This is a genomic window from Bifidobacterium pongonis (genome assembly GCF_019331805.1).
GTDB classification, from domain to species: Bacteria; Actinomycetota; Actinomycetes; order Actinomycetales; family Bifidobacteriaceae; genus Bifidobacterium; species Bifidobacterium pongonis.
Genome location: NZ_JAHBBE010000036.1, coordinates 1 through 23579 on the forward strand (window position 1 = coordinate 1; position 23579 = coordinate 23579).

Consider the following 23579-nt stretch of genomic DNA (forward strand, 5'->3'; position numbering starts at 1 on the left):
ATCAGGCGACATCCTCACCCATGCCCAATACCGTGGTGGAACCGCAGAAGCCCGCTTCGGCAGGCCGTGCGCCCGCGCAGAACGCCGGGCCGACCCTGCTCGTGATCATCGACGGGCCGCTGGCCGGCTCCTCCATTCCCCTGAGCGGCGGCGAAATCACCATGGGCCGTTCCGCGTCGAACACCGTGGTGCTGGACGACGAATTCGTCTCCTCGCACCATGCCCGCGTCTACCGTGACGCGGCGTCCGGCCAGTGGGCCATCGAGGATCTGGGGTCCACCAACGGCACCATCGTCAACGACCAGCGTCTCCTCGTGCCGACGATTCTTCCGGCGCGCATGCCCGTACGCATCGGCGCCACCACGTTCGAGCTGAGGTGATGCGCATGATCGACGATCCTCAGCAGACCCTGCCATTGCAGCAGGCGGCACAGGCCGCCCCGACGGCCCAAACGCCGAAGAACCAGCTGTTCCTGTACTCCACCACCGTGTCCGACGTGGGAACGGTGCGTGCGAACAACCAGGATTCCTCATTCGCGGGCGAACATCTCGTGGCCATCTGCGACGGCATGGGCGGCCATGCCGGCGGCGATACGGCATCCACGATCGCCATCCGCTCGCTCGCGCACATCGAACGCGACGATCATGAGAAGGACGTTTCAACCATCGCGACGATGATGGAAACGTCCGTGATGGCCGCGCATGACGCCATCGTCGGCAAGGCAAGGCACGAACGCAAGCTTTCCGGCATGGGTACGACGGTGACCGCCGTCGCGCTGGTGGATGATTACTGGGTGCTGGCGCATATCGGCGATTCGCGCGCGTATCTGCTGCGTGACGGATCCCTCTGCCAGGTCTCCCAAGACCACAGTTACGTCCAGCATCTGATCAATACGGGCCGTATCACCGAGCAGGAGGCGAAGAACCACCCCCAGCGCAACGTGGTGATGCGCGTGCTCGGCGATTTCGACATCGACCCGCACCCCGACATCGCGGTGATCAAGGCGCATCCCGCCGACCGTTGGCTGCTGTGCTCCGACGGCCTGTGCGGCGTGCTGGAGAACTCCACCATCGCCGAAACCATGACGTCCATGTCGAATCTCACCGATTGCGCGCAGCGTCTGGTGAGCATGGCGTTGCGTGCGGGCAGCACCGACAACGTGACCGCGGTGATCGCGGATGCCACGCTGGCGCTCGACGTGCACGCCTTCGATCTGCCGCATCAGACCCCGCTCGTGGGCGGCGCGGCAAGCGCCACCCTCGAACCCATCGCCGACATCGTCAACGAGGCCGTGGCCGCGGCGCCAGCATTGCGCGACGAAGGTTCGCCCGCGCAGCGTGCGGCGGCGCTCATGCAATCCGCCAATCCCCGCAAGGACGACGAGGAGGACAAACCGAAGCTCGCGCATCCTTCCGCGGCCCGCGAGGAGGAGAGCACGCTGTCGACGCCCGATACGGGTGAGATTCCCATCGTGCAGAAGGCGGATGGCGCGTTGTCGTCCGACCCCAACGACCCACAGGTGGCCAAGGCCATCGAGGTCAAGCAGGAGAAGGACCGCAAGACCGAGCACAAGCGCAAGCGCAACGTGCGCATCATCGTGCTCATCGCCGTGCTCGCGCTGCTGCTCGTCGGCGGCGGCGCCGGCTACGCCACCTACCGTTGGAGCCAGACCCGCTACTATGTGGGCGACGCGGACGGCAAGGTCGCGATCTTCCAAGGCGTGCCCACGAACATCTTCGGCATCAAGCTGTCGCATGAGGTGGAACGCACGTCGCTGAACACGAGCGACCTGCCGCAGACCTGGCGCGACGAACTCAACGAGGGCATCACCCGCGACAATATCGAAGAGGCGCGGGCGCACGTCAAGTACCTGCAGAACGAGAACCGCAAACTGCAGAAGTCCGGGAACACCGGCACTTCGACCGACACGACAGACAAAACCGATTCGTCCGATTCTTCCGACTCGTCCAAGGATTCCGCATCCTCCTCGAAGAGCACGACGGATTCGAAGAGCACGAAGAGCACGTCGAAGGATTCGAAGAGCACGTCCGATTCGTCGAACACGAAGGATTCGAAGGACACGAAGACCAGCAATTCCGGTAATTCCGGTAATTCCGGCGATTCCAGCGATTCCGGGAAGAGCGGAGACCAGCAATGATCGCGCTCCGACTCCGCCAGCTTTCGCTGCTGCTGTTCTCCTTCCTCATCTGCGGCGCGGCATTCTTCCAACTGTTCGCCCGCACCACCGGCACGATTCCCACGAATTACGCGGTCATGCTCGGTCTGGTCGTCGCGTTGTCGCTGATCTACTGGACGCTGGTGCTGCATTTCCTGCCGTACGCCAGTCAGGTGATCCAACCGTGCGTGCTGCTGCTGACCGGCCTGGGCACGGTGATGATCGCGCGCATCGACTACGCGCACAACACCGAAGTCGCCATACGCCAGTTGACGTTCATCTGCATCGCGATCGTACTGTGTTCGATTCTCGTGGTCGCAATGCGCGACTACCGCATCCTGCGACGCTTCTCCTACGTCAGCATGGTGGTGGGCCTGGCATTGCTGCTCTCCCCCATGCTTCCCGTGATCGGCCAGAACATCAACGGCGCGCGCATCTGGATCCGCATCCCCGGCCTCGGTTCGCTGCAGCCTGGCGAATTCGCCAAACTGTTCCTCGCGTTCTTCTTCGCGGCCTACCTGTTCGATCACCGCGATCAGCTCGCGGTCGGCGGCAAGAAGGTCCTCGGCCTGCAACTGCCGCGCATCCGCGATCTCGGCCCGATCATCATCGTGTGGATCGCGTCGATGGGCGTGCTCGTCCTGCAGCATGATCTGGGCACTTCGCTCATGTTCTTCGCCATGTTCGTCTCCATGCTGTACGTGGCCACGGGCCGCGCAAGCTGGATCGTGATCGGCGGCATCGCCTTCGCCGTCGGCGCGGTGGCCGCATCGTCGATCTTCAGCCATGTCGGCGCACGTATCGAAGCGTGGCTCCACCCGTTCAGCGATACGCTGTACAACCGTTCCGTGGGCGGCTCCTACCAGATCGTCACCGGCCTGTTCGGCCTGGCGTCCGGCGGCCTGTTCGGCACCGGGCTCGGCCAAGGCCACCCGTATCTCACGCCGTTCGCCAACTCCGATTACATCTACGCCTCGCTCGGCGAGGAGTTCGGCTTGGTCGGCTGCTTCGGCATTCTGCTGCTGTACATCATCATCATCGCCTCCGGCTTCATCACCGCGATGAAAGTCAAGGACGGGTTCGGCAAACTGCTGTCGGCCGGACTGGTGTTCACCATGGCGTTCCAGGTGTTCACCGTGGTCGGCGGCATCACGCTGGTAATCCCCCTGACGGGTTTGACCCTGCCGTATATGGCGGCCGGCGGCTCGTCGATGGTCGCCAACTACCTGCTGGCCACGTTGCTGATCATCATTTCGAACGCGGCGAACAAACCCGCCCCGGAAACGCTGTCCGAAACGTTCCAGCATGAGGCGCTGGCCGCGCTGCGCGACCGCGAGCTGAAGGAACGTGAGGCCGAGCAGGCTTCGAGAAGCGCACGCAGGGCAAAGGGAGGTGCTCAATCATGAACAAGATGCTGCGCCAATTGTTCGTCGCGGTAATCGTATTGTTCACCATCCTGGGGCTTTCCTCGTCGATTATCACCGCGGTTCGCGCCAACGAACTGAATTCCGATCCGCGCAATACGCGCGCGCTGTACCACGAGTACGGCACGCAGCGCGGGTTCATCCTCGCCTCCGACGGCACGATCATGGCCAAATCCGAGGCGACGAACGACGCGTTCAAATTCCAGCGCTCCTACCCCAATGGCATGCTGTACGCGCCCGTGACCGGCTATTTCTCCATCAGCCAGCGTGCGGACCGCGGCATCGAGGCGTCGCGCAACTCGCTGCTGTCGGGCGAATCCGATTCGCTGTTCTGGCAGCGCATCAAGGCGGTGCTCACCGGTTCGGACACCAAGGGCGCGACCATCGAAACGTCGATCAATTCGAAACTGCAGAACGTCGCCTACCAGGCGTTGGGCTCACAGTCGGGCGCGGCCGTGGCGATCGAGGTGAAGACCGGCCGCATCCTGGCCATGGTGTCCACGCCGAGCTACGATCCGAACGAACTGACCTCGCATAACGGCAAGACGCTGAACGAGAACTACGCCAAGCTCACCCAGTCCGCATCCAGCCCGATGGTGAATAACGCGACCAACCAGCTGTTCCCGCCCGGTTCGACGTTCAAAACCGTGGTGGCGGCCGCCGCGTTGGAAAGCGGCAAATACGACACGTCCACCGAGATCCCCGCAGGTGCCAGCTACACGCTGCCCGGCACGGTCACGCAGCTGACCAACGTGGATTGGCGGGCCAACGGTTCCAACGGCAAGATCACGCTTGAGGACGCGCTCACCTATTCGTCGAACACGGCGTTCGCGCAGCTGGGCGTGAGCCTCGGCCAGGATGCGATCGCCAAGCAGGCCACCAAGCTCGGGTTCGGCAGTTCGATCGTCGTCGACGGCACGAGCTCCACCGGCACCCCGATGAAGGCCACTGCTTCGGTGTTCCCATCCTCCATGACCGAAGACAAACTCGCGCTGGCCTCCATCGGCCAAGGCGATGTGACCGAAACGCCGTTGCAGAACGCGATGATCGCGGCCGCCATCGCCAACGGCGGCAAGCTCATGCATCCGACGCTGGTGGACCGCGTGCGCGCCAGCGACCTTTCCGTGCTCAGCGAGACGAAATCCTCCGTGATGAGCACCGCATTCAGTTCCAGCACCGCCAGCAAGCTCACCACCATGATGAAGTCGGTGGTTACGAAGGATTCGCCCGCGTTGGCTCCCGACGGCGTCAGCGTGGCCGCGAAAACCGGTACCGCGCAGATCGGCGTGGGCAATAGTTCCATCGACGGTTGGGTGATGGGCTTCGCTCCCGCGGACGACCCGAAGGTCGCGGTCGCGGTGGTGGTGCACAACACGACCGGCTACGGCGTCGAAGCCGCAGGTCCGGTGTTCCGTTCCATAATCCAGGAGGCGATGCAGCAATGAAACTCGTTGAGGGACGACTCATTCACGGCCGATACCGCCTCGATTCCAGACTCGCCCAAGGCGGTATGGGCGAGGTGTGGAAGGGCTGGGATATCCAGTTGAACCGGCCCGTGGCCATCAAGGCGTTGCGTTCCGACTTGACCAACGCCGAGGCCAAACTGCGCCGTCTGCGTGCGGAGGCGCATAATTCCGCGAATCTTGCGCATCCGAACATCGCGGCGCTGTTCGAATACTACGAGCATGACGGCATCGGGTTCCTGATCATGGAATACGTGCCGTCGAAGTCGCTGGCCGACCTGTACCACGAGCATCCGGGCGGCATGGATCCGCTGCAGCTGCTGCCGATCCTCATCCAGACGGCCCGCGGCCTGTTCGTGGCGCACAGTCACGGTGTCGTGCATCGTGACGTGAAGCCGGCGAACATCATGGTTTCGGACAACGGCGACGTCAAGATCACCGATTTCGGCGTGAGCTACTCCACCAATCAGGAGCAGATCACCCAGGACGGCATGGTGGTGGGCACCGCCCAGTACATTTCGCCCGAACAGGCGCAAGGCGAGCAGGCCACGCCACGTTCGGACATCTACTCGCTGGGTGTCGTCGCCTACGAGGGCATCGCCGGGCATAGGCCGTTCACGGGCGCCACGCCGGTCGACATCGCCGCCGCGCACGTCAACGACACCGTGCCGCCGCTGCCCGACGCCGTCGACTTCCAGTTGCGTGAGTTCGTCATGTCGATGCTCGCCAAGGATCCCCGGGATCGTCCCGCGGACGCGTTGGTGGTTTCGCGCACGTTGGCACGCATCGAGCGCCGTCTGCTCGACCAGCAGACCGAGCTCAACGAGGCGACCATCGTCTCGGGACGCATGCCACGCAGAATCTCCAGCACGCCGCACCTATCGTTCACACCTCCCGTCTCTTTTACGCATAATCCTTGGAAGGAGCAGCAATGAGCAACATGCCCTCTTCTTTGTCCAACGGCCGCTACCAGATCGGCCAACTCATCGGGCGTGGAGGCATGGCCGAAGTGCATGTCGGCCTCGATACCCGTCTTGGCCGCACGATCGCCATCAAGATTATGCGCGCCGATCTGGCGAACGACGAGATCTTCCTGACGCGCTTCCGCCGCGAGGCGCATTCCGTCGCGCAGATGAACAATCCGAACATCGTGAACATCTACGATTCCGGCGAGGAGATGGTCACCAACGAGAACGGCCAGTCCGAGCGTCTGCCGTACCTGGTGATGGAGTATGTGAAGGGCCAGACCCTGCGTGACATCATCCGCGTGAACGGGCCGCTTTCGCAGCGTGACGCCGCGCAGGTGATGCTCGGTATGCTGAACGCGTTGGAGTACTCGCACCGTATGGGCGTGATCCACCGCGACATCAAGCCGGCGAACATCATGATCTCCGATCAGGGCGCCGTGAAGGTGATGGATTTCGGTATCGCGCGTGCGCTGGACGATTCCGTCGCCACCATGACCCAGTCGCAGGGCGTGGTGGGCACCGCGCAGTACCTGTCCCCCGAGCAGGCCCGCGGCGAGACCGTGGACATGCGTTCCGACCTGTATTCCGCGGGTTGCGTGCTGTATGAGATGCTGACCGGCAAACCGCCGTTCACCGGCGATTCCGCGGTCGCCATCGCATACCAGCATGTGTCCGAAGTGGCGACGCCGCCGAGCGCGGTGGTGCCCGGCCTGCCGAAGATGTGGGATTCCATCTGCGCCAAGGCCATGGCCAAGGATCGTCAGAACCGGTACGCCACGGCCACCGAATTCAAGCAGGACATCCTCACGTTCATGAACGGTGGCGAACCGGTTGCGGCCGCGTTCAACCCGCTCACCGACCTGACCAATATGAAGGCACGCAAGCAGGCCGAACAGGATGCCGCCGTCGTGGACATGAACCCGAACGAGACGGCCCAGACGACCCAGGCGTTCAATCCGGTGACCGGCCAGTTCCATCAGGTGCCCGCGTCGAACGTGCTGTCGCAGACGCGCGCGGCGCAGCGTGCGCAGGCGGCCAAGGCCAAGCGCAGGAAGCAGATCATCATCGGCACGGTGATCGGCGTGATCGTACTGCTGTGCGTGGCGGCCGGCGCATGGTTCCTGCTGAACCCGAACAAGTCGAAGTCGGCCCAGATGGTCACGGTGCCGACCATCACCTCGTCCATGACGAAGGATCGCGCGGAGGCCGCCATCGAAGCGGCCGGATTCGAATTCAAGGCCATGACGGACAACGATTCGACCGAACCCGCGGGCACGTTCACCAAGCAGGATCCCGCCGGCGGCGCGAAGGCCAAGAAGGGGTCCGTGATCAAGGTGTGGTTCTCGGCCGGGCCGCAGAACGCGCAGATCCCCGATGTGAAGGGCATGTCGCAAAGCGAGGCGCGCACCAAGCTTGAGGCTGCCGGATTCAAGGTGCAGACCAGCGTGAATTCGGAGGACAGCGCCACGGTCGACAAGGATCGTGTCACCCGTACCGATCCGGCGGCGGGCACTTCGCAGCCCAAGGGCACGTCGATCCTGATGTTCGTTTCCACGGGTATGACCAAGGTGCCCGATGGTCTGGCCGGTCAGACCAAGGATGCCGTCATCAAGTCCCTGCAGGATCTGCAGTTCAGCATCGTCACTGAGGAAACGTATTCGGATTCGGTGGCCGAGGGCATGGTCGTCAGCACGAACCCCGCTTCCGGCACGTCCGTGGCGCAGCGTTCCACGATCACCATCACGGTGTCGAAGGGTAAGGAGCCCACGCCGCAGGTCACGGTTCCCGATGTCACCGGGCAGACGTTCTCGAGCGCCAAGCAGGTGTTGAAATCGATGGGCTTCACGGTGAAGCAGCAGGGTTCCACGGGCGAGAACGATAAGGTGATCAGCCAGAACCCCGCCAGCGGCAACGCCGATAAGGGCGCGACCATCACGTTGACCACGCAGGATTCCTCCTCTTCGGGCGGAGATAACGGCAACAACGGCGGTTCCACCAGCAGTGCCAATAACGGCAACAACGGCAACTGAGCCGCGAGCGCTTGGCGGCCGCGGAGCCGACCGCCAAGCCTGGCATGTTCGGCCGTAATCTGTTCGGCCGTAATCGGCCACGTTCGGCCCGCAATGGTCAAAAAGCCGGTTGCCGCCCGTTCCTCGCAGGGGAACGGGCGGCAACCGGCTTTTCCATGTCTGTACCGTCAACGGGCGCGTACGGTGCCGTTATGGCACGTTTTGCGGGTGTGCGGCGCGCATGGCGTGGCGTACATGGCGTGACGCTGCCGCGCGGCCACCAATCCGCCGTCGCCTTACTTGTTGACGCGCGGCTTGAGCCCGGCGGCATTGGCCACCGCTGTGGTCTGCCCGCATACGGCCAGCCAGTTCGCCAGCAGACGGTATCCGCCTTCGGTCATCACCGATTCGGGGTGGAACTGCACGGCGTACATCGGCTTGCCTTTCACGCGGATGCCCTGCACGATGTGGTCGCCTTGCGTCCAGGCTGTCACTTCCAGCGTGTCCGGTACGGAGTCCGGTTCCACGGCCAGCGAATGGTAGCGGGTGGCGGTCATCGGGTTCGCGACGCCCGCGAAGATCTCGTCGTCCACATGCTCCACGGGGCTGGTTTTGCCGTGCATGATGGTCGGCGCGTGGTCGACGGTGCATCCGTACACTTCGGCGAGCGCCTGCAGGCCGAGGCAGACGCCGAACATCGGCTTGTTCTGTTCGGCGCACAGGCGGATCATGTCTTCGCTGGCGCCGGATTCGGCGGGGGCACCCGGCCCGGGGCTGATGAGTACGCCGTCGTAGCCGTCGGTGACGGTCGGATCGGTCGGGTCGATGGCGTCGTTGCGTACCACGTCCACGGTGGCGCCGAGCGTTTCCAGATAGCCGACGATGGTGTAGACGAAGGAATCGTAGTTGTCGATGACGAGGATGTGTGCGGAATCGGTCATGGTGTCTCCTTTGGAAAGCGTGTGTTGGCCGCCGGTTGCGGTTCGTGGTGCCGGCGGCGCGTATTTGGGCTATCGGTCAAGTCCGGTGTCAGGTCTGATGTGGCGGTCTGGCCGTCAGGTCAACGCGACGTAGTTGCTCATCTGCTGCATGATGGGGATGTGGGACGCGGCCCAAGGGAATCCCCATTCGAACAGCGCCGCGGCGGCGGCGAACAGCAGCAGGGCCGTCAGCAGGATCCTGATCGGCAGTACGCCCGGCTGGAGGCGCATCAGCGTGCCGTAGATGCTGGCGTCCGGCTTCGGGCGTTCGCCTTGCCTGATGGCGCGCATTGCGGGCCATCGCCAGGCCACGGCGGCCGCGATGAAGAAGATGAGCCATGCGAGGAGCGCGCCGCGCACGTATGGCGCGAGGGAGCCGAGCCGTGCCGCCGGGGACAGGTATGCGGTCGATTTGGCCGCGAATTTGACCTGCCCGTTGTCGGAGGTCGAGGCGAGTTCCTGCGGTATGCCGTCGGCGACTTTCGCCCAGTATTTCAGTTCGCCCCATACGATCCAACGGCTGGTCGGCGTACTGTATTTCGGTTCGCAGGTGGTCAGCGTGATCATGCGCTTGGTGGCCTGTGCGCCGGGGTTTTCCGGATTGGCGGCGATGACGTCGGTGTCTTTGGGCGACACGATCTTGTACGAGGTGTAGGTGTACACGTACCAGTAATCCTGCGAGCGCACGACGATGGAGTCGCCTTGCTGGAGCTTGTCCACGTCGCCCAGCGGCTGGCCGTAGCCGTTGCGGTGGCCTGCGACGGCGAAGTTGCCCACCTGGCCCGGCATCTGCGTTTCCATGTAGTGGCCGAGTCCGTGGCGGGCCAGCTGTGCGGCGTCGGTGCCTTCGACGATGTTGCGCTCCCAGTTCTGGCCGAATCGCGGGATGTAGATCTGCGCGACGAGATCACCGTAGTTGGCGCTTTCGGGCTGTACCGGGGCGTCACCCTGCTGCGCTTGGGCGATTTTCGTGCTGCCATTGGCGGCCGGGTCGGACCAGCTCACCTGATCGCGGGTCTGTGCCTGCACGCGTTCGGCCTGTACGCCCGTCCACCACATCTGCCATGCGATGTACAGGGCGCACACCACCGCGAGGGTGATGAGGATTTCCGCCACGATGCCCATGAGTTGGCGCATCAGACTGGGTCGGCGCTGTGCTTGAGCTCCATGCTTCACTGCTCGGTATCTCCCTTGGTCGAATCGGTGCTTGCCGATTCCGAGTCGGATTCCTGCCCGCTGCCGGCGGCTTTCGCGTATTTCAACGGCTGCAGGAGTTTCGCGCACTGGTCGAAGTGCAGGTTCTTCTTCTGTTCCACTTTCCACCCCAGGCCGAAGGCGCTGACGTATTGCTTGTAGATCGCGATGGTGGGCGACGCGTCCAATGCCTGGATGAGGTCATCCGGGTTGCCGATGGCGGAGATGGTGAACGGGGGCGAGTATTTCTTGCCATGCAGCGAGATGACGTTGCCCGAGCACATCACCGCCGAGTTGAACAGCACGCGCTGGTCCATCACCTGCATGTATTCGGCGCCGCCTTCCCATAGGGCGTTGATCACCGCTTCGATGTCCTGCTGGTGGATCACGTATTTGTCGATGTCCGCCGACGATCCCGAGGAGTCCACCGCCTGTTTCCACATCGGAGAATCGTTCAGCGTGACGGTCACGCCGGGCCCTTCCACGGCTGGCATCACGGTGCTGGCGTCGCCGCCGTCGTCCTTGTTGTTGGGTTGGTTGTCGTCGGTCGACAGTTTGGTCATCGTGTTCACGTCGTTGCTGAGCGAGTTCACTTCCTTCTGCAGGGTGTTGACCTGGTTGACGCGCTGTTCGACCAGTCCGGCGGTGTCGGACGACACGGTGGAGGTGCGGTTCACGCGCAGATTGGTGACGAACAGGTAGCCGGTGAGGGCCACGACGACGAGCACCGCGACGCTGCCCACCATGGAGCGCCTGACGCCGTGTTTCGTGCTGTGCCTGCTCATTCATCGACCTTTCGACGGCATTCGGATGCCCCGCATACACCTTTTGAGATATAAGGCAAGCCTTATTCGCTGCTTTCGAGTGTAACCACTATGATAACTTCTAGCCTACTTGAATGGAGACAATACTGATGGCTGACGAAGAACTGCAAGCAAACGGTACGGAGGAGCAGAAGGACCTGCAGTCCGAGACCGACCAGACCGCTCCCGTCGACGAAGCCGCCGACGAAGACAGAACCTCCGATGACAACTATGGCGTTGACATGGATCAGGTTGAGGCCGTGCTGAATGCCACCGCAGATAAGAGCATGATGACCCCGCAGATGCAGCGCATGATGGCGCGTCAGGCGGAGAGCACGAAGCGTGTGGAGGAGTCCATCAAGGGCACCAAGTCGAATCCGCGCTGGTTCGTCCCGCTGTTCTGCGCGCTGATGCTGATCGGTCTGATCTGGGTCGTCGCCTACTACCTGACCGGCAAGTTCCCGATTCCCGCGATCGGCGTGTGGAATCTGGTGGTCGGTTTCGTCATCATTCTGATCGGATTCCTGATGACCATGTGGTGGCGGTGATTTCCACTCCACGTTATCCACATTATCCACAAAGGCCTGAAGCGTTACGTTTCAGGCCTTTTGCGTATTTTCACACCGAGTTATCCACAGGTTATCCACCATTTACCCACCGCTTATCCACCGTTTCGGCATAGTTACCCACACTGAAAACGCACTTACCCACAGGTTATCCACACTCTTTTCCACACTCGGTGGAAAACTACACGCGTGTGATTACAGGGTGCCGTTTCCCTTGATTTTCCGGGGTTTACGCCGGTTATCCACCGTTCCCGACCCGCGTTGGAGCGTTGTGGATTACGAAAACGGCCTGTGGATAACTTACCGAGCGGTGGATAAGCGGTGGGTAAATGGTGGATAACCTGTGGATAACTCGGTGTGAAAATACGCAAAAGGCCTGAAACGTAACGCTTCAGGCCTTTGTGGATAATGTGGATAACGTGGAGTGGAAATCACCGCCACCACATGGTCATCAGGAATCCGATCAGAATGATGACGAAACCGACCACCAGATTCCACACGCCGATCGCGGGAATCGGGAACTTGCCGGTCAGGTAGTAGGCGACGACCCAGATCAGACCGATCAGCATCAGCGCGCAGAACAGCGGGACGAACCAGCGCGGATTCGACTTGGTGCCCTTGATGGACTCCTCCACACGCTTCGTGCTCTCCGCCTGACGCGCCATCATGCGCTGCATCTGCGGGGTCATCATGCTCTTATCTGCGGTGGCATTCAGCACGGCCTCAACCTGATCCATGTCAACGCCATAGTTGTCATCGGAGGTTCTGTCTTCGTCGGCGGCTTCGTCGACGGGAGCGGTCTGGTCGGTCTCGGACTGCAGGTCCTTCTGCTCCTCCGTACCGTTTGCTTGCAGTTCTTCGTCAGCCATCAGTATTGTCTCCATTCAAGTAGGCTAGAAGTTATCATAGTGGTTACACTCGAAAGCAGCGAATAAGGCTTGCCTTATATCTCAAAAGGTGTATGCGGGGCATCCGAATGCCGTCGAAAGGTCGATGAATGAGCAGGCACAGCACGAAACACGGCGTCAGGCGCTCCATGGTGGGCAGCGTCGCGGTGCTCGTCGTCGTGGCCCTCACCGGCTACCTGTTCGTCACCAATCTGCGCGTGAACCGCACCTCCACCGTGTCGTCCGACACCGCCGGACTGGTCGAACAGCGCGTCAACCAGGTCAACACCCTGCAGAAGGAAGTGAACTCGCTCAGCAACGACGTGAACACGATGACCAAACTGTCGACCGACGACAACCAACCCAACAACAAGGACGACGGCGGCGACGCCAGCACCGTGATGCCAGCCGTGGAAGGGCCCGGCGTGACCGTCACGCTGAACGATTCTCCGATGTGGAAACAGGCGGTGGACTCCTCGGGATCGTCGGCGGACATCGACAAATACGTGATCCACCAGCAGGACATCGAAGCGGTGATCAACGCCCTATGGGAAGGCGGCGCCGAATACATGCAGGTGATGGACCAGCGCGTGCTGTTCAACTCGGCGGTGATGTGCTCGGGCAACGTCATCTCGCTGCATGGCAAGAAATACTCGCCCCCGTTCACCATCTCCGCCATCGGCAACCCGGATGACCTCATCCAGGCATTGGACGCGTCGCCCACCATCGCGATCTACAAGCAATACGTCAGCGCCTTCGGCCTGGGGTGGAAAGTGGAACAGAAGAAGAACCTGCACTTCGACCAGTGCGCGAAACTCCTGCAGCCGTTGAAATACGCGAAAGCCGCCGGCAGCGGGCAGGAATCCGACTCGGAATCGGCAAGCACCGATTCGACCAAGGGAGATACCGAGCAGTGAAGCATGGAGCTCAAGCACAGCGCCGACCCAGTCTGATGCGCCAACTCATGGGCATCGTGGCGGAAATCCTCATCACCCTCGCGGTGGTGTGCGCCCTGTACATCGCATGGCAGATGTGGTGGACGGGCGTACAGGCCGAACGCGTGCAGGCACAGACCCGCGATCAGGTGAGCTGGTCCGACCCGGCCGCCAATGGCAGCACGAAAATCGCCCAAGCGCAGCAGGGTGACGCCCCGGTACAGCCCGAAAGCGCCAACTACGGTGATCTCGTCGCGCAGATCTACATCCCGCGATTCGGCCAGAACTGGGAGCGCAACATCGTCGAAGGCACCGACGCCGCACAGCTGGCCCGCCACGGACTCGGCCACTACATGGAAACGCAGATGCCGGGCCAGGTGGGCAACTTCGCCGTCGCAGGCCACCGCAACGGCTACGGCCAGCCGCTGGGCGACGTGGACAAGCTCCAGCAAGGCGACTCCATCGTCGTGCGCTCGCAGGATTACTGGTACGTGTACACCTACACCTCGTACAAGATCGTGTCGCCCAAAGACACCGACGTCATCGCCGCCAATCCGGAAAACCCCGGCGCACAGGCCACCAAGCGCATGATCACGCTGACCACCTGCGAACCGAAATACAGTACGCCGACCAGCCGTTGGATCGTATGGGGCGAACTGAAATACTGGGCGAAAGTCGCCGACGGCATACCGCAGGAACTCGCCTCGACCTCCGACAACGGGCAGGTCAAATTCGCGGCCAAATCGACCGCATACCTGTCCCCGGCGGCACGGCTCGGCTCCCTCGCGCCATACGTGCGCGGCGCGCTCCTCGCATGGCTCATCTTCTTCATCGCGGCCGCCGTGGCCTGGCGATGGCCCGCAATGCGCGCCATCAGGCAAGGCGAACGCCCGAAGCCGGACGCCAGCATCTACGGCACGCTGATGCGCCTCCAGCCGGGCGTACTGCCGATCAGGATCCTGCTGACGGCCCTGCTGCTGTTCGCCGCCGCCGCGGCGCTGTTCGAATGGGGATTCCCTTGGGCCGCGTCCCACATCCCCATCATGCAGCAGATGAGCAACTACGTCGCGTTGACCTGACGGCCAGACCGCCACATCAGACCTGACACCGGACTTGACCGATAGCCCAAATACGCGCCGCCGGCACCACGAACCGCAACCGGCGGCCAACACACGCTTTCCAAAGGAGACACCATGACCGATTCCGCACACATCCTCGTCATCGACAACTACGATTCCTTCGTCTACACCATCGTCGGCTATCTGGAAACGCTCGGCGCCACCGTGGACGTGGTACGCAACGACGCCATCGACCCGACCGATCCGACCGTCACCGACGGCTACGACGGCGTACTCATCAGCCCCGGGCCGGGTGCCCCCGCCGAATCCGGCGCCAGCGAAGACATGATCCGCCTGTGCGCCGAACAGAACAAGCCGATGTTCGGCGTCTGCCTCGGCCTGCAGGCGCTCGCCGAAGTGTACGGATGCACCGTCGACCACGCGCCGACCATCATGCACGGCAAAACCAGCCCCGTGGAGCATGTGGACGACGAGATCTTCGCGGGCGTCGCGAACCCGATGACCGCCACCCGCTACCATTCGCTGGCCGTGGAACCGGACTCCGTACCGGACACGCTGGAAGTGACAGCCTGGACGCAAGGCGACCACATCGTGCAGGGCATCCGCGTGAAAGGCAAGCCGATGTACGCCGTGCAGTTCCACCCCGAATCGGTGATGACCGAAGGCGGATACCGTCTGCTGGCGAACTGGCTGGCCGTATGCGGGCAGACCACAGCGGTGGCCAATGCCGCCGGGCTCAAGCCGCGCGTCAACAAGTAAGGCGACGGCGGATTGGTGGCCGCGCGGCAGCGTCACGCCATGTACGCCACGCCATGCGCGCCGCACACCCGCAAAACGTGCCATAACGGCACCGTACGCGCCCGTTGACGGTACAGACATGGAAAAGCCGGTTGCCGCCCGTTCCCCTGCGAGGAACGGGCGGCAACCGGCTTTTTGACCATTGCGGGCCGAACGTGGCCGATTACGGCCGAACAGATTACGGCCGAACATGCCAGGCTTGGCGGTCGGCTCCGCGGCCGCCAAGCGCTCGCGGCTCAGTTGCCGTTGTTGCCGTTATTGGCACTGCTGGTGGAACCGCCGTTGTTGCCGTTATCTCCGCCCGAAGAGGAGGAATCCTGCGTGGTCAACGTGATGGTCGCGCCCTTATCGGCGTTGCCGCTGGCGGGGTTCTGGCTGATCACCTTATCGTTCTCGCCCGTGGAACCCTGCTGCTTCACCGTGAAGCCCATCGATTTCAACACCTGCTTGGCGCTCGAGAACGTCTGCCCGGTGACATCGGGAACCGTGACCTGCGGCGTGGGCTCCTTACCCTTCGACACCGTGATGGTGATCGTGGAACGCTGCGCCACGGACGTGCCGGAAGCGGGGTTCGTGCTGACGACCATGCCCTCGGCCACCGAATCCGAATACGTTTCCTCAGTGACGATGCTGAACTGCAGATCCTGCAGGGACTTGATGACGGCATCCTTGGTCTGACCGGCCAGACCATCGGGCACCTTGGTCATACCCGTGGAAACGAACATCAGGATCGACGTGCCCTTGGGCTGCGAAGTGCCCGCCGCCGGATCGGTACGGGTGACACGATCCTTGTCGACCGTGGCGCTGTCCTCCGAATTCACGCTGGTCTGCACCTTGAATCCGGCAGCCTCAAGCTTGGTGCGCGCCTCGCTTTGCGACATGCCCTTCACATCGGGGATCTGCGCGTTCTGCGGCCCGGCCGAGAACCACACCTTGATCACGGACCCCTTCTTGGCCTTCGCGCCGCCGGCGGGATCCTGCTTGGTGAACGTGCCCGCGGGTTCGGTCGAATCGTTGTCCGTCATGGCCTTGAATTCGAATCCGGCCGCTTCGATGGCGGCCTCCGCGCGATCCTTCGTCATGGACGAGGTGATGGTCGGCACCGTGACCATCTGGGCCGACTTCGACTTGTTCGGGTTCAGCAGGAACCATGCGCCGGCCGCCACGCACAGCAGTACGATCACGCCGATCACCGTGCCGATGATGATCTGCTTCCTGCGCTTGGCCTTGGCCGCCTGCGCACGCTGCGCCGCGCGCGTCTGCGACAGCACGTTCGACGCGGGCACCTGATGGAACTGGCCGGTCACCGGATTGAACGCCTGGGTCGTCTGGGCCGTCTCGTTCGGGTTCATGTCCACGACGGCGGCATCCTGTTCGGCCTGCTTGCGTGCCTTCATATTGGTCAGGTCGGTGAGCGGGTTGAACGCGGCCGCAACCGGTTCGCCACCGTTCATGAACGTGAGGATGTCCTGCTTGAATTCGGTGGCCGTGGCGTACCGGTTCTGACGATCCTTGGCCATGGCCTTGGCGCAGATGGAATCCCACATCTTCGGCAGGCCGGGCACCACCGCGCTCGGCGGCGTCGCCACTTCGGACACATGCTGGTATGCGATGGCGACCGCGGAATCGCCGGTGAACGGCGGTTTGCCGGTCAGCATCTCATACAGCACGCAACCCGCGGAATACAGGTCGGAACGCATGTCCACGGTCTCGCCGCGGGCCTGCTCGGGGGACAGGTACTGCGCGGTGCCCACCACGCCCTGCGACTGGGTCATGGTGGCGACGGAATCGTCCAGCGCACGCGCGATACCGAAATCCATCACCTTCACGGCGCCCTGATCGGAGATCATGATGTTCGCCGGCTTGATGTCGCGGTGGATCACGCCCATACGGTGCGAGTACTCCAACGCGTTCAGCATACCGAGCATCACCTGCGCGGCGTCACGCTGCGAAAGCGGCCCGTTCACGCGGATGATGTCACGCAGGGTCTGGCCCTTCACATACTCCATCACCAGGTACGGCAGACGCTCGGACTGGCCGTTCTCGTTGGTGACCATCTCCTCGCCGGAATCGTAGATGTTCACGATGTTCGGATTGTTCATCTGCGCGACGGAATGCGCCTCGCGGCGGAAGCGCGTCAGGAAGATCTCGTCGTTCGCCAGATCGGCGCGCATAATCTTGATGGCGATCGTGCGGCCAAGACGGGTATCGAGGCCGACATGCACTTCGGCCATGCCTCCACGCCCGATGAGTTGGCCGATCTGGTAGCGGCCGTTGGACAAAGAAGAGGGCATGTTGCTCATTGCTGCTCCTTCCAAGGATTATGCGTAAAAGAGACGGGAGGTGTGAACGATAGGTGCGGCGTGCTGGAGATTCTGCGTGGCATGCGTCCCGAGACGATGGTCGCCTCGTTGAGCTCGGTCTGCTGGTCGAGCAGACGGCGCTCGATGCGTGCCAACGTGCGCGAAACCACCAACGCGTCCGCGGGACGATCCCGGGGATCCTTGGCGAGCATCGACATGACGAACTCACGCAACTGGAAGTCGACGGCGTCGGGCAGCGGCGGCACGGTGTCGTTGACGTGCGCGGCGGCGATGTCGACCGGCGTGGCGCCCGTGAACGGCCTATGCCCGGCGATGCCCTCGTAGGCGACGACACCCAGCGAGTAGATGTCCGAACGTGGCGTGGCCTGCTCGCCTTGCGCCTGTTCGGGCGAAATGTACTGGGCGGTGCCCACCACCATGCCGTCCTGGGTGATCTGCTCCTGATTGGTGGAGTAGCTCACGCCGAAATCGGTGATCTTGACGTCGCCGTTGTCCGAAACCATGATGTTCGCCGGCTTCACGTCACGATGCACGACACCGTGACTGTGCGCCACGAACAGGCCGCGGGCCGTCTGGATGAGGATCGGCAGCAGCTGCAGCGGATCCATGCCGCCCGGATGCTCGTGGTACAGGTCGGCCAGCGACTTCGACGGCACGTATTCCATGATCAGGAACCCGATGCCGTCATGCTCGTAGTATTCGAACAGCGCCGCGATGTTCGGATGCGCAAGATTCGCGGAATTATGCGCCTCCGCACGCAGACGGCGCAGTTTGGCCTCGGCGTTGGTCAAGTCGGAACGCAACGCCTTGATGGCCACGGGCCGGTTCAACTGGATATCCCAGCCCTTCCACACCTCGCCCATACCGCCTTGGGCGAGTCTGGAATCGAGGCGGTATCGGCCGTGAATGAGTCGTCCCTCAACGAGTTTCATTGCTGCATCGCCTCCTGGATTATGGAACGGAACACCGGACCTGCGGCTTCGACGCCGTAGCCGGTCGTGTTGTGCACCACCACCGCGACCGCGACCTTCGGGTCGTCCGCGGGAGCGAAGCCCATCACCCAACCGTCGATGGAACTATTGCCCACGCCGATCTGCGCGGTACCGGTTTTCGCGGCCACGCTGACGCCGTCGGGAGCCAACGCGGGCGAATCCTTCGTAACCACCGACTTCATCATGGTGGTGAGCTTGCTGGCGGTGCTGGAACTGAATGCGGTGCTCATCACGGAGGATTTCGTCTCGCTGAGCACGGAAAGGTCGCTGGCGCGCACGCGGTCCACCAGCGTCGGATGCATGAGCTTGCCGCCGTTGGCGATGGCGGCCGCGATCATCGCGTTCTGCAACGGCGTTTCGGTCACATCGCCTTGGCCGATGGAGGCCAGCGCGAGTTTGTCTTCGGTCATGGAGGATGGGAACACCGAAGCAGTGGCCTTCATCGGGGTGCCGGTGGAGCTCGTGCCGTCGACGACGATCGAACTGCCGAACCCGAGCTTGGTGGCCTGCTTGGCGATCGCATCCTGGCCGAGGCTCACGCCCAGCTGCGCGAACGCCGTGTTCGACGAATAGGTGAGCGCGTCCTCAAGCGTGATCTTGCCGTTGGAACCGTTGGCCCGCCAATCCACGTTGGTCAGCTGCGTGACCGTGCCGGGCAGCGTGTAGCTGGCACCTGCGGGGATCTCGGTGGACGTGTCGTATTTGCCGCTTTCCAACGCGGCGGCCGCCACCACGGTTTTGAACGTCGAACCGGGCGGGAACAGCTGGTTGGTCGCGTTATTCACCATCGGGCTGGATGCGGACTGGGTGAGCTTGGCGTAGTTCTCGTTCAGCGTCTTGCCGTTATGCGAGGTCAGTTCGTTCGGATCGTAGCTCGGCGTGGACACCATGGCCAGGATGCGGCCGGTCTTCACCTCGATCGCCACGGCCGCGCCCGACTGTGAGCCCAACGCCTGGTAGGCGACGTTCTGCAGTTTCGAATTGATCGACGTTTCGATGGTCGCGCCCTTGGTGTCCGAACCGGTGAGCACCGCCTTGATGCGCTGCCAGAACAGCGAATCGGATTCGCCCGACAGCAGCGAGTTGCGCGACGCCTCGATGCCGCGGTCCGCACGCTGGCTGATGGAGAAATAGCCGGTCACGGGCGCGTACAGCATGCCATTGGGGTAGGAGCGCTGGAATTTGAACGCGTCGTTCGTCGCCTCGGATTTGGCCATGATCGTGCCGTCGGAGGCGAGGATGAACCCGCGCTGCGTGCCGTACTCGTGGTACAGCGCGCGCGTATTGCGCGGATCGGAATTCAGTTCGTTGGCGCGAACCGCGGTGATAATCGACGAGGAAAGCCCCAGGATGGTGAACAATACGATTACCGCGACGAACAATTGGCGCAGCATCTTGTTCATGATTGAGCACCTCCCTTTGCCCTGCGTGCGCTTCTCGAAGCCTGCTCGGCCTCACGTTCCTTCAGCTCGCGGTCGCGCAGCGCGGCCAGCGCCTCATGCTGGAACGTTTCGGACAGCGTTTCCGGGGCGGGTTTGTTCGCCGCGTTCGAAATGATGATCAGCAACGTGGCCAGCAGGTAGTTGGCGACCATCGACGAGCCGCCGGCCGCCATATACGGCAGGGTCAAACCCGTCAGGGGGATTACCAGCGTGATGCCGCCGACCACGGTGAACACCTGGAACGCCATGGTGAACACCAGTCCGGCCGACAGCAGTTTGCCGAACCCGTCCTTGACTTTCATCGCGGTGATGAAGCCGGAGGCGATGATGATGATGTACAGCAGCAGAATGCCGAAGCAGCCGACCAAGCCGAACTCCTCGCCGAGCGAGGCGTAGATGTAATCGGAGTTGGCGAACGGCGTGAGATACGGGTGGCCTTGGCCGAGCCCGGTGCCGAACAGGCCGCCGGACGCCAGGCCGAACAGGCCGGTGACGATCTGGTAGGAGCCGCCCACGGAACGGTTGTACAGCGTATCGCTGAACGGGTGGAGCCACGCTTCGATACGTGCGCCGACATGGCTGAAGATCGACGATGCGGCCACCGCGCCGACGGCGAAGGCGATGCCGCCGATCACGATCCAGCTTGCGCGGCCCGTGGCCACGTACAGCATGGAGACGAACATGGCGAAGAACATGAGCGAAGTGCCCAGATCATGCTGCAGGACGAGCACGCCCATCGACGCGATCCACACGATGATGATCGGGCCGAGATCGCGGATGCGCGGCAGTTGCAGGCCGAGGACCTTCTTGCCGCCGACCGCGAGCTGATCGCGGTGATCGAACAGGTAGGCCGCGAAGAAGAACGCGAGGAACAGTTTGGCGAATTCGCCAGGCTGCAGCGAACCGAGGCCGGGGATGCGGATCCAGATGCGCGCGCCGTTGATGTTCTGGCCGATCACGGGAAGCATGGGGGAGAGCAGCAATGCCAGGCCCACCACCATGCTGACGTAGGAGAAGCGTCGCAGGATGCGGTAGTCGCGCATTGCGACCACGAGAATCGAACACAGTACGATCGCGATGCAGATGAACGTCAACTGGCGTATGGCGACTTCGGTGTTGTGCGCGTAGTCGATGCGCGCGATCATCACCGTGCCCAGGCCGGTCAGCAGCAGCACGCACGGTTGGATCACCTGACTGGCGTACGGCAGGAAATGCAGCACCAGCGTCCAGTAGATCAGCGACAACGCGACGACCAGACCGAGCATGACCGCGTAATTCGTGGGAATCGTGCCGGTGGTGCGGGCGAACAGTTGGAAGAATGCCGCGCCGCAGATGAGGAAGGAGAACAGCAGCAGCGAAAGCTGGCGGAGTCGGAGCGCGATCATTGCTGGTCTCCGCTCTTCCCGGAATCGCTGGAATCGCCGGAATTACCGGAATTACCGGAATTGCTGGTCTTCGTGTCCTTCGAATCCTTCGTGTTCGACGAATCGGACGTGCTCTTCGAATCCTTCGACGTGCTCTTCGTGCTCTTCGAATCCGTCGTGCTCTTCGAGGAGGATGCGGAATCCTTGGACGAGTCGGAAGAATCGGACGAATCGGTTTTGTCTGTCGTGTCGGTCGAAGTGCCGGTGTTCCCGGACTTCTGCAGTTTGCGGTTCTCGTTCTGCAGGTACTTGACGTGCGCCCGCGCCTCTTCGATATTGTCGCGGGTGATGCCCTCGTTGAGTTCGTCGCGCCAGGTCTGCGGCAGGTCGCTCGTGTTCAGCGACGTGCGTTCCACCTCATGCGACAGCTTGATGCCGAAGATGTTCGTGGGCACGCCTTGGAAGATCGCGACCTTGCCGTCCGCGTCGCCCACATAGTAGCGGGTCTGGCTCCAACGGTAGGTGGCGTAGCCGGCGCCGCCGCCGACGAGCAGCAGCGCGAGCACGGCGATGAGCACGATGATGCGCACGTTGCGCTTGCGCTTGTGCTCGGTCTTGCGGTCCTTCTCCTGCTTGACCTCGATGGCCTTGGCCACCTGTGGGTCGTTGGGGTCGGACGACAACGCGCCATCCGCCTTCTGCACGATGGGAATCTCACCCGTATCGGGCGTCGACAGCGTGCTCTCCTCCTCGCGGGCCGCGGAAGGATGCGCGAGCTTCGGTTTGTCCTCCTCGTCGTCCTTGCGGGGATTGGCGGATTGCATGAGCGCCGCCGCACGCTGCGCGGGCGAACCTTCGTCGCGCAATGCTGGCGCCGCGGCCACGGCCTCGTTGACGATGTCGGCGATGGGTTCGAGGGTGGCGCTTGCCGCGCCGCCCACGAGCGGGGTCTGATGCGGCAGATCGAAGGCGTGCACGTCGAGCGCCAGCGTGGCATCCGCGATCACCGCGGTCACGTTGTCGGTGCTGCCCGCACGCAACGCCATGCTCACCAGACGCTGCGCGCAATCGGTGAGATTCGACATGGACGTCATGGTTTCGGCGATGGTGGAGTTCTCCAGCACGCCGCACAGGCCGTCGGAGCACAGCAGCCAACGGTCGGCGGGATGCGCCTTGATCACCGCGATGTCGGGGTGCGGGTCGATGTCGAAATCGCCGAGCACGCGCATCACCACGTTGCGCTGGGGGTGGTTCTTCGCCTCCTGCTCGGTGATACGGCCCGTATTGATCAGATGCTGGACGTAACTGTGGTCTTGGGAGACCTGGCAGAGGGATCCGTCACGCAGCAGATACGCGCGCGAATCGCCGATATGCGCCAGCACCCAGTAATCATCCACCAGCGCGACGGCGGTCACCGTCGTACCCATGCCGGAAAGCTTGCGTTCGTGCCTTGCCTTGCCGACGATGGCGTCATGCGCGGCCATCACGGACGTTTCCATCATCGTCGCGATGGTTGAAACGTCCTTCTCATGATCGTCGCGTTCGATGTGCGCGAGCGAGCGGATGGCGATCGTGGATGCCGTATCGCCGCCGGCATGGCCGCCCATGCCGTCGCAGATGGCCACGAGATGTTCGCCCGCGAATGAGGAATCCTGGTTGTTCGCACGCACCGTTCCCACGTCGGACACGGTGGTGGAGTACAGGAACAGCTGGTTCTTCGGCGTTTGGGCCGTCGGGGCGGCCTGTGCCGCCTGCTGCAATGGCAGGGTCTGCTGAGGATCGTCGATCATGCGCATCACCTCAGCTCGAACGTGGTGGCGCCGATGCGTACGGGCATGCGCGCCGGAAGAATCGTCGGCACGAGGAGACGCTGGTCGTTGACGATGGTGCCGTTGGTGGACCCCAGATCCTCGATGGCCCACTGGCCGGACGCCGCGTCACGGTAGACGCGGGCATGGTGCGAGGAGACGAATTCGTCGTCCAGCACCACGGTGTTCGACGCGGAACGGCCCATGGTGATTTCGCCGCCGCTCAGGGGAATGGAGGAGCCGGCCAGCGGCCCGTCGATGATCACGAGCAGGGTCGGCCCGGCGTTCTGCGCGGGCGCACGGCCTGCCGAAGCGGGCTTCTGCGGTTCCACCACGGTATTGGGCATGGGTGAGGATGTCGCCTGAT

Annotated in this window: 20 protein-coding genes; 10 read left to right on the forward strand and 10 right to left on the reverse strand. The window is 62.9% G+C overall.

The genetic code is table 11. The features are described 5' to 3' along the window. The 6 genes from KIH75_RS08580 to pknB (KIH75_RS08605) all read left to right on the forward strand — a co-directional run. Window positions 1–380: FHA domain-containing protein FhaB/FipA (locus tag KIH75_RS08580; RefSeq protein ID WP_236028176.1), on the forward strand; the 380-nt coding region annotated here is incomplete at its 5' end. A 5-nt stretch (window positions 381–385) separates the two neighbouring features. Then, complete coding sequence (locus tag KIH75_RS08585) at window positions 386–2158, forward strand: PP2C family protein-serine/threonine phosphatase (protein ID WP_219056310.1); 1773 nt, start codon at window positions 386–388, stop codon at window positions 2156–2158. Then, complete coding sequence (locus KIH75_RS08590) at window positions 2155–3582, forward strand: FtsW/RodA/SpoVE family cell cycle protein (protein ID WP_219056311.1); 1428 nt, start codon at window positions 2155–2157, stop codon at window positions 3580–3582. Before KIH75_RS08585 ends, KIH75_RS08590 begins: the two co-directional genes overlap by 4 nt. Then, window positions 3579–5045: a peptidoglycan D,D-transpeptidase FtsI family protein gene (locus KIH75_RS08595; RefSeq protein WP_219056312.1), complete on the forward strand. Its 1467-nt coding sequence runs from the start codon at window positions 3579–3581 to the stop codon at window positions 5043–5045. Before KIH75_RS08590 ends, KIH75_RS08595 begins: the two co-directional genes overlap by 4 nt. Then, window positions 5042–5998, forward strand: coding sequence for a serine/threonine-protein kinase (locus tag KIH75_RS08600; protein ID WP_219056313.1), 957 nt, complete (start codon window positions 5042–5044; stop codon window positions 5996–5998). The genes KIH75_RS08595 and KIH75_RS08600 overlap by 4 nt, the downstream gene beginning before the upstream one ends. Continuing rightward, complete coding sequence (pknB, locus tag KIH75_RS08605) at window positions 5995–8061, forward strand: Stk1 family PASTA domain-containing Ser/Thr kinase (protein WP_420829192.1); 2067 nt, start codon at window positions 5995–5997, stop codon at window positions 8059–8061. Before KIH75_RS08600 ends, pknB (KIH75_RS08605) begins: the two co-directional genes overlap by 4 nt. A gap of 275 nt (window positions 8062–8336) precedes the next feature. Here the strand turns inward: pknB (KIH75_RS08605) and KIH75_RS08610 are convergent, their stop codons facing one another. The 3 genes from KIH75_RS08610 to KIH75_RS08620 form a co-directional block, all read right to left on the reverse strand. Next, window positions 8337–8981, reverse strand: coding sequence for an anthranilate synthase component II (locus tag KIH75_RS08610; protein WP_219056314.1), 645 nt, complete (start codon window positions 8979–8981; stop codon window positions 8337–8339). 114 nt (window positions 8982–9095) lie between these two features. Beyond that, window positions 9096–10157: a class E sortase gene (locus KIH75_RS08615; protein ID WP_236028179.1), complete on the reverse strand. Its 1062-nt coding sequence runs from the start codon at window positions 10155–10157 to the stop codon at window positions 9096–9098. Between the two features lie 35 nt (window positions 10158–10192). Beyond that, window positions 10193–10999, reverse strand: coding sequence for a DUF881 domain-containing protein (locus KIH75_RS08620; protein ID WP_219056316.1), 807 nt, complete (start codon window positions 10997–10999; stop codon window positions 10193–10195). A 128-nt stretch (window positions 11000–11127) separates the two neighbouring features. Between KIH75_RS08620 and crgA (KIH75_RS08625) the strand changes: the two genes are divergently transcribed. Continuing rightward, complete coding sequence (crgA, locus tag KIH75_RS08625) at window positions 11128–11565, forward strand: cell division protein CrgA (protein WP_219056317.1); 438 nt, start codon at window positions 11128–11130, stop codon at window positions 11563–11565. A gap of 449 nt (window positions 11566–12014) precedes the next feature. Here the strand turns inward: crgA (KIH75_RS08625) and crgA (KIH75_RS08630) are convergent, their stop codons facing one another. Further along, window positions 12015–12452, reverse strand: a complete 438-nt coding sequence (crgA, locus tag KIH75_RS08630) for a cell division protein CrgA (RefSeq protein WP_219056317.1) — start codon at window positions 12450–12452, stop codon at window positions 12015–12017. A 128-nt stretch (window positions 12453–12580) separates the two neighbouring features. On the opposite strand from crgA (KIH75_RS08630), the gene KIH75_RS08635 reads away from it, so the two are divergent. From KIH75_RS08635 to KIH75_RS08645, 3 genes are all read left to right on the forward strand, one after another. Continuing rightward, window positions 12581–13387, forward strand: a complete 807-nt coding sequence (locus tag KIH75_RS08635; RefSeq protein WP_219056316.1) for a DUF881 domain-containing protein — start codon at window positions 12581–12583, stop codon at window positions 13385–13387. A gap of 35 nt (window positions 13388–13422) precedes the next feature. Next, window positions 13423–14484, forward strand: a complete 1062-nt coding sequence (locus KIH75_RS08640; protein WP_236028179.1) for a class E sortase — start codon at window positions 13423–13425, stop codon at window positions 14482–14484. 114 nt (window positions 14485–14598) lie between these two features. Then, a complete protein-coding gene (locus KIH75_RS08645; protein WP_219056314.1) occupies window positions 14599–15243 on the forward strand; it encodes an anthranilate synthase component II in 645 nt (214 codons plus the stop codon). A 275-nt stretch (window positions 15244–15518) separates the two neighbouring features. Here the strand turns inward: KIH75_RS08645 and pknB (KIH75_RS08650) are convergent, their stop codons facing one another. The 6 genes from pknB (KIH75_RS08650) to KIH75_RS08675 all read right to left on the reverse strand — a co-directional run. Further along, on the reverse strand, window positions 15519–17585 hold the full coding sequence (pknB, locus tag KIH75_RS08650) for a Stk1 family PASTA domain-containing Ser/Thr kinase (RefSeq protein WP_420829192.1): 2067 nt from the start codon (window positions 17583–17585) through the stop codon (window positions 15519–15521). After that, complete coding sequence (locus KIH75_RS08655) at window positions 17582–18538, reverse strand: serine/threonine-protein kinase (RefSeq protein WP_219056313.1); 957 nt, start codon at window positions 18536–18538, stop codon at window positions 17582–17584. Before KIH75_RS08655 ends, pknB (KIH75_RS08650) begins: the two co-directional genes overlap by 4 nt. Then, on the reverse strand, window positions 18535–20001 hold the full coding sequence (locus KIH75_RS08660) for a peptidoglycan D,D-transpeptidase FtsI family protein (protein WP_219056312.1): 1467 nt from the start codon (window positions 19999–20001) through the stop codon (window positions 18535–18537). Before KIH75_RS08660 ends, KIH75_RS08655 begins: the two co-directional genes overlap by 4 nt. Next, window positions 19998–21425 (reverse strand): FtsW/RodA/SpoVE family cell cycle protein, encoded by a 1428-nt coding sequence (locus tag KIH75_RS08665; protein ID WP_219056311.1) that lies wholly within the window; start codon window positions 21423–21425, stop codon window positions 19998–20000. Before KIH75_RS08665 ends, KIH75_RS08660 begins: the two co-directional genes overlap by 4 nt. Then, a complete protein-coding gene (locus tag KIH75_RS08670; RefSeq protein WP_219056310.1) occupies window positions 21422–23194 on the reverse strand; it encodes a PP2C family protein-serine/threonine phosphatase in 1773 nt (590 codons plus the stop codon). Before KIH75_RS08670 ends, KIH75_RS08665 begins: the two co-directional genes overlap by 4 nt. 5 nt (window positions 23195–23199) lie before the next feature. Next, the coding region (locus KIH75_RS08675; protein ID WP_236028176.1) for an FHA domain-containing protein FhaB/FipA at window positions 23200–23579 on the reverse strand (380 nt) is incomplete at its 5' end.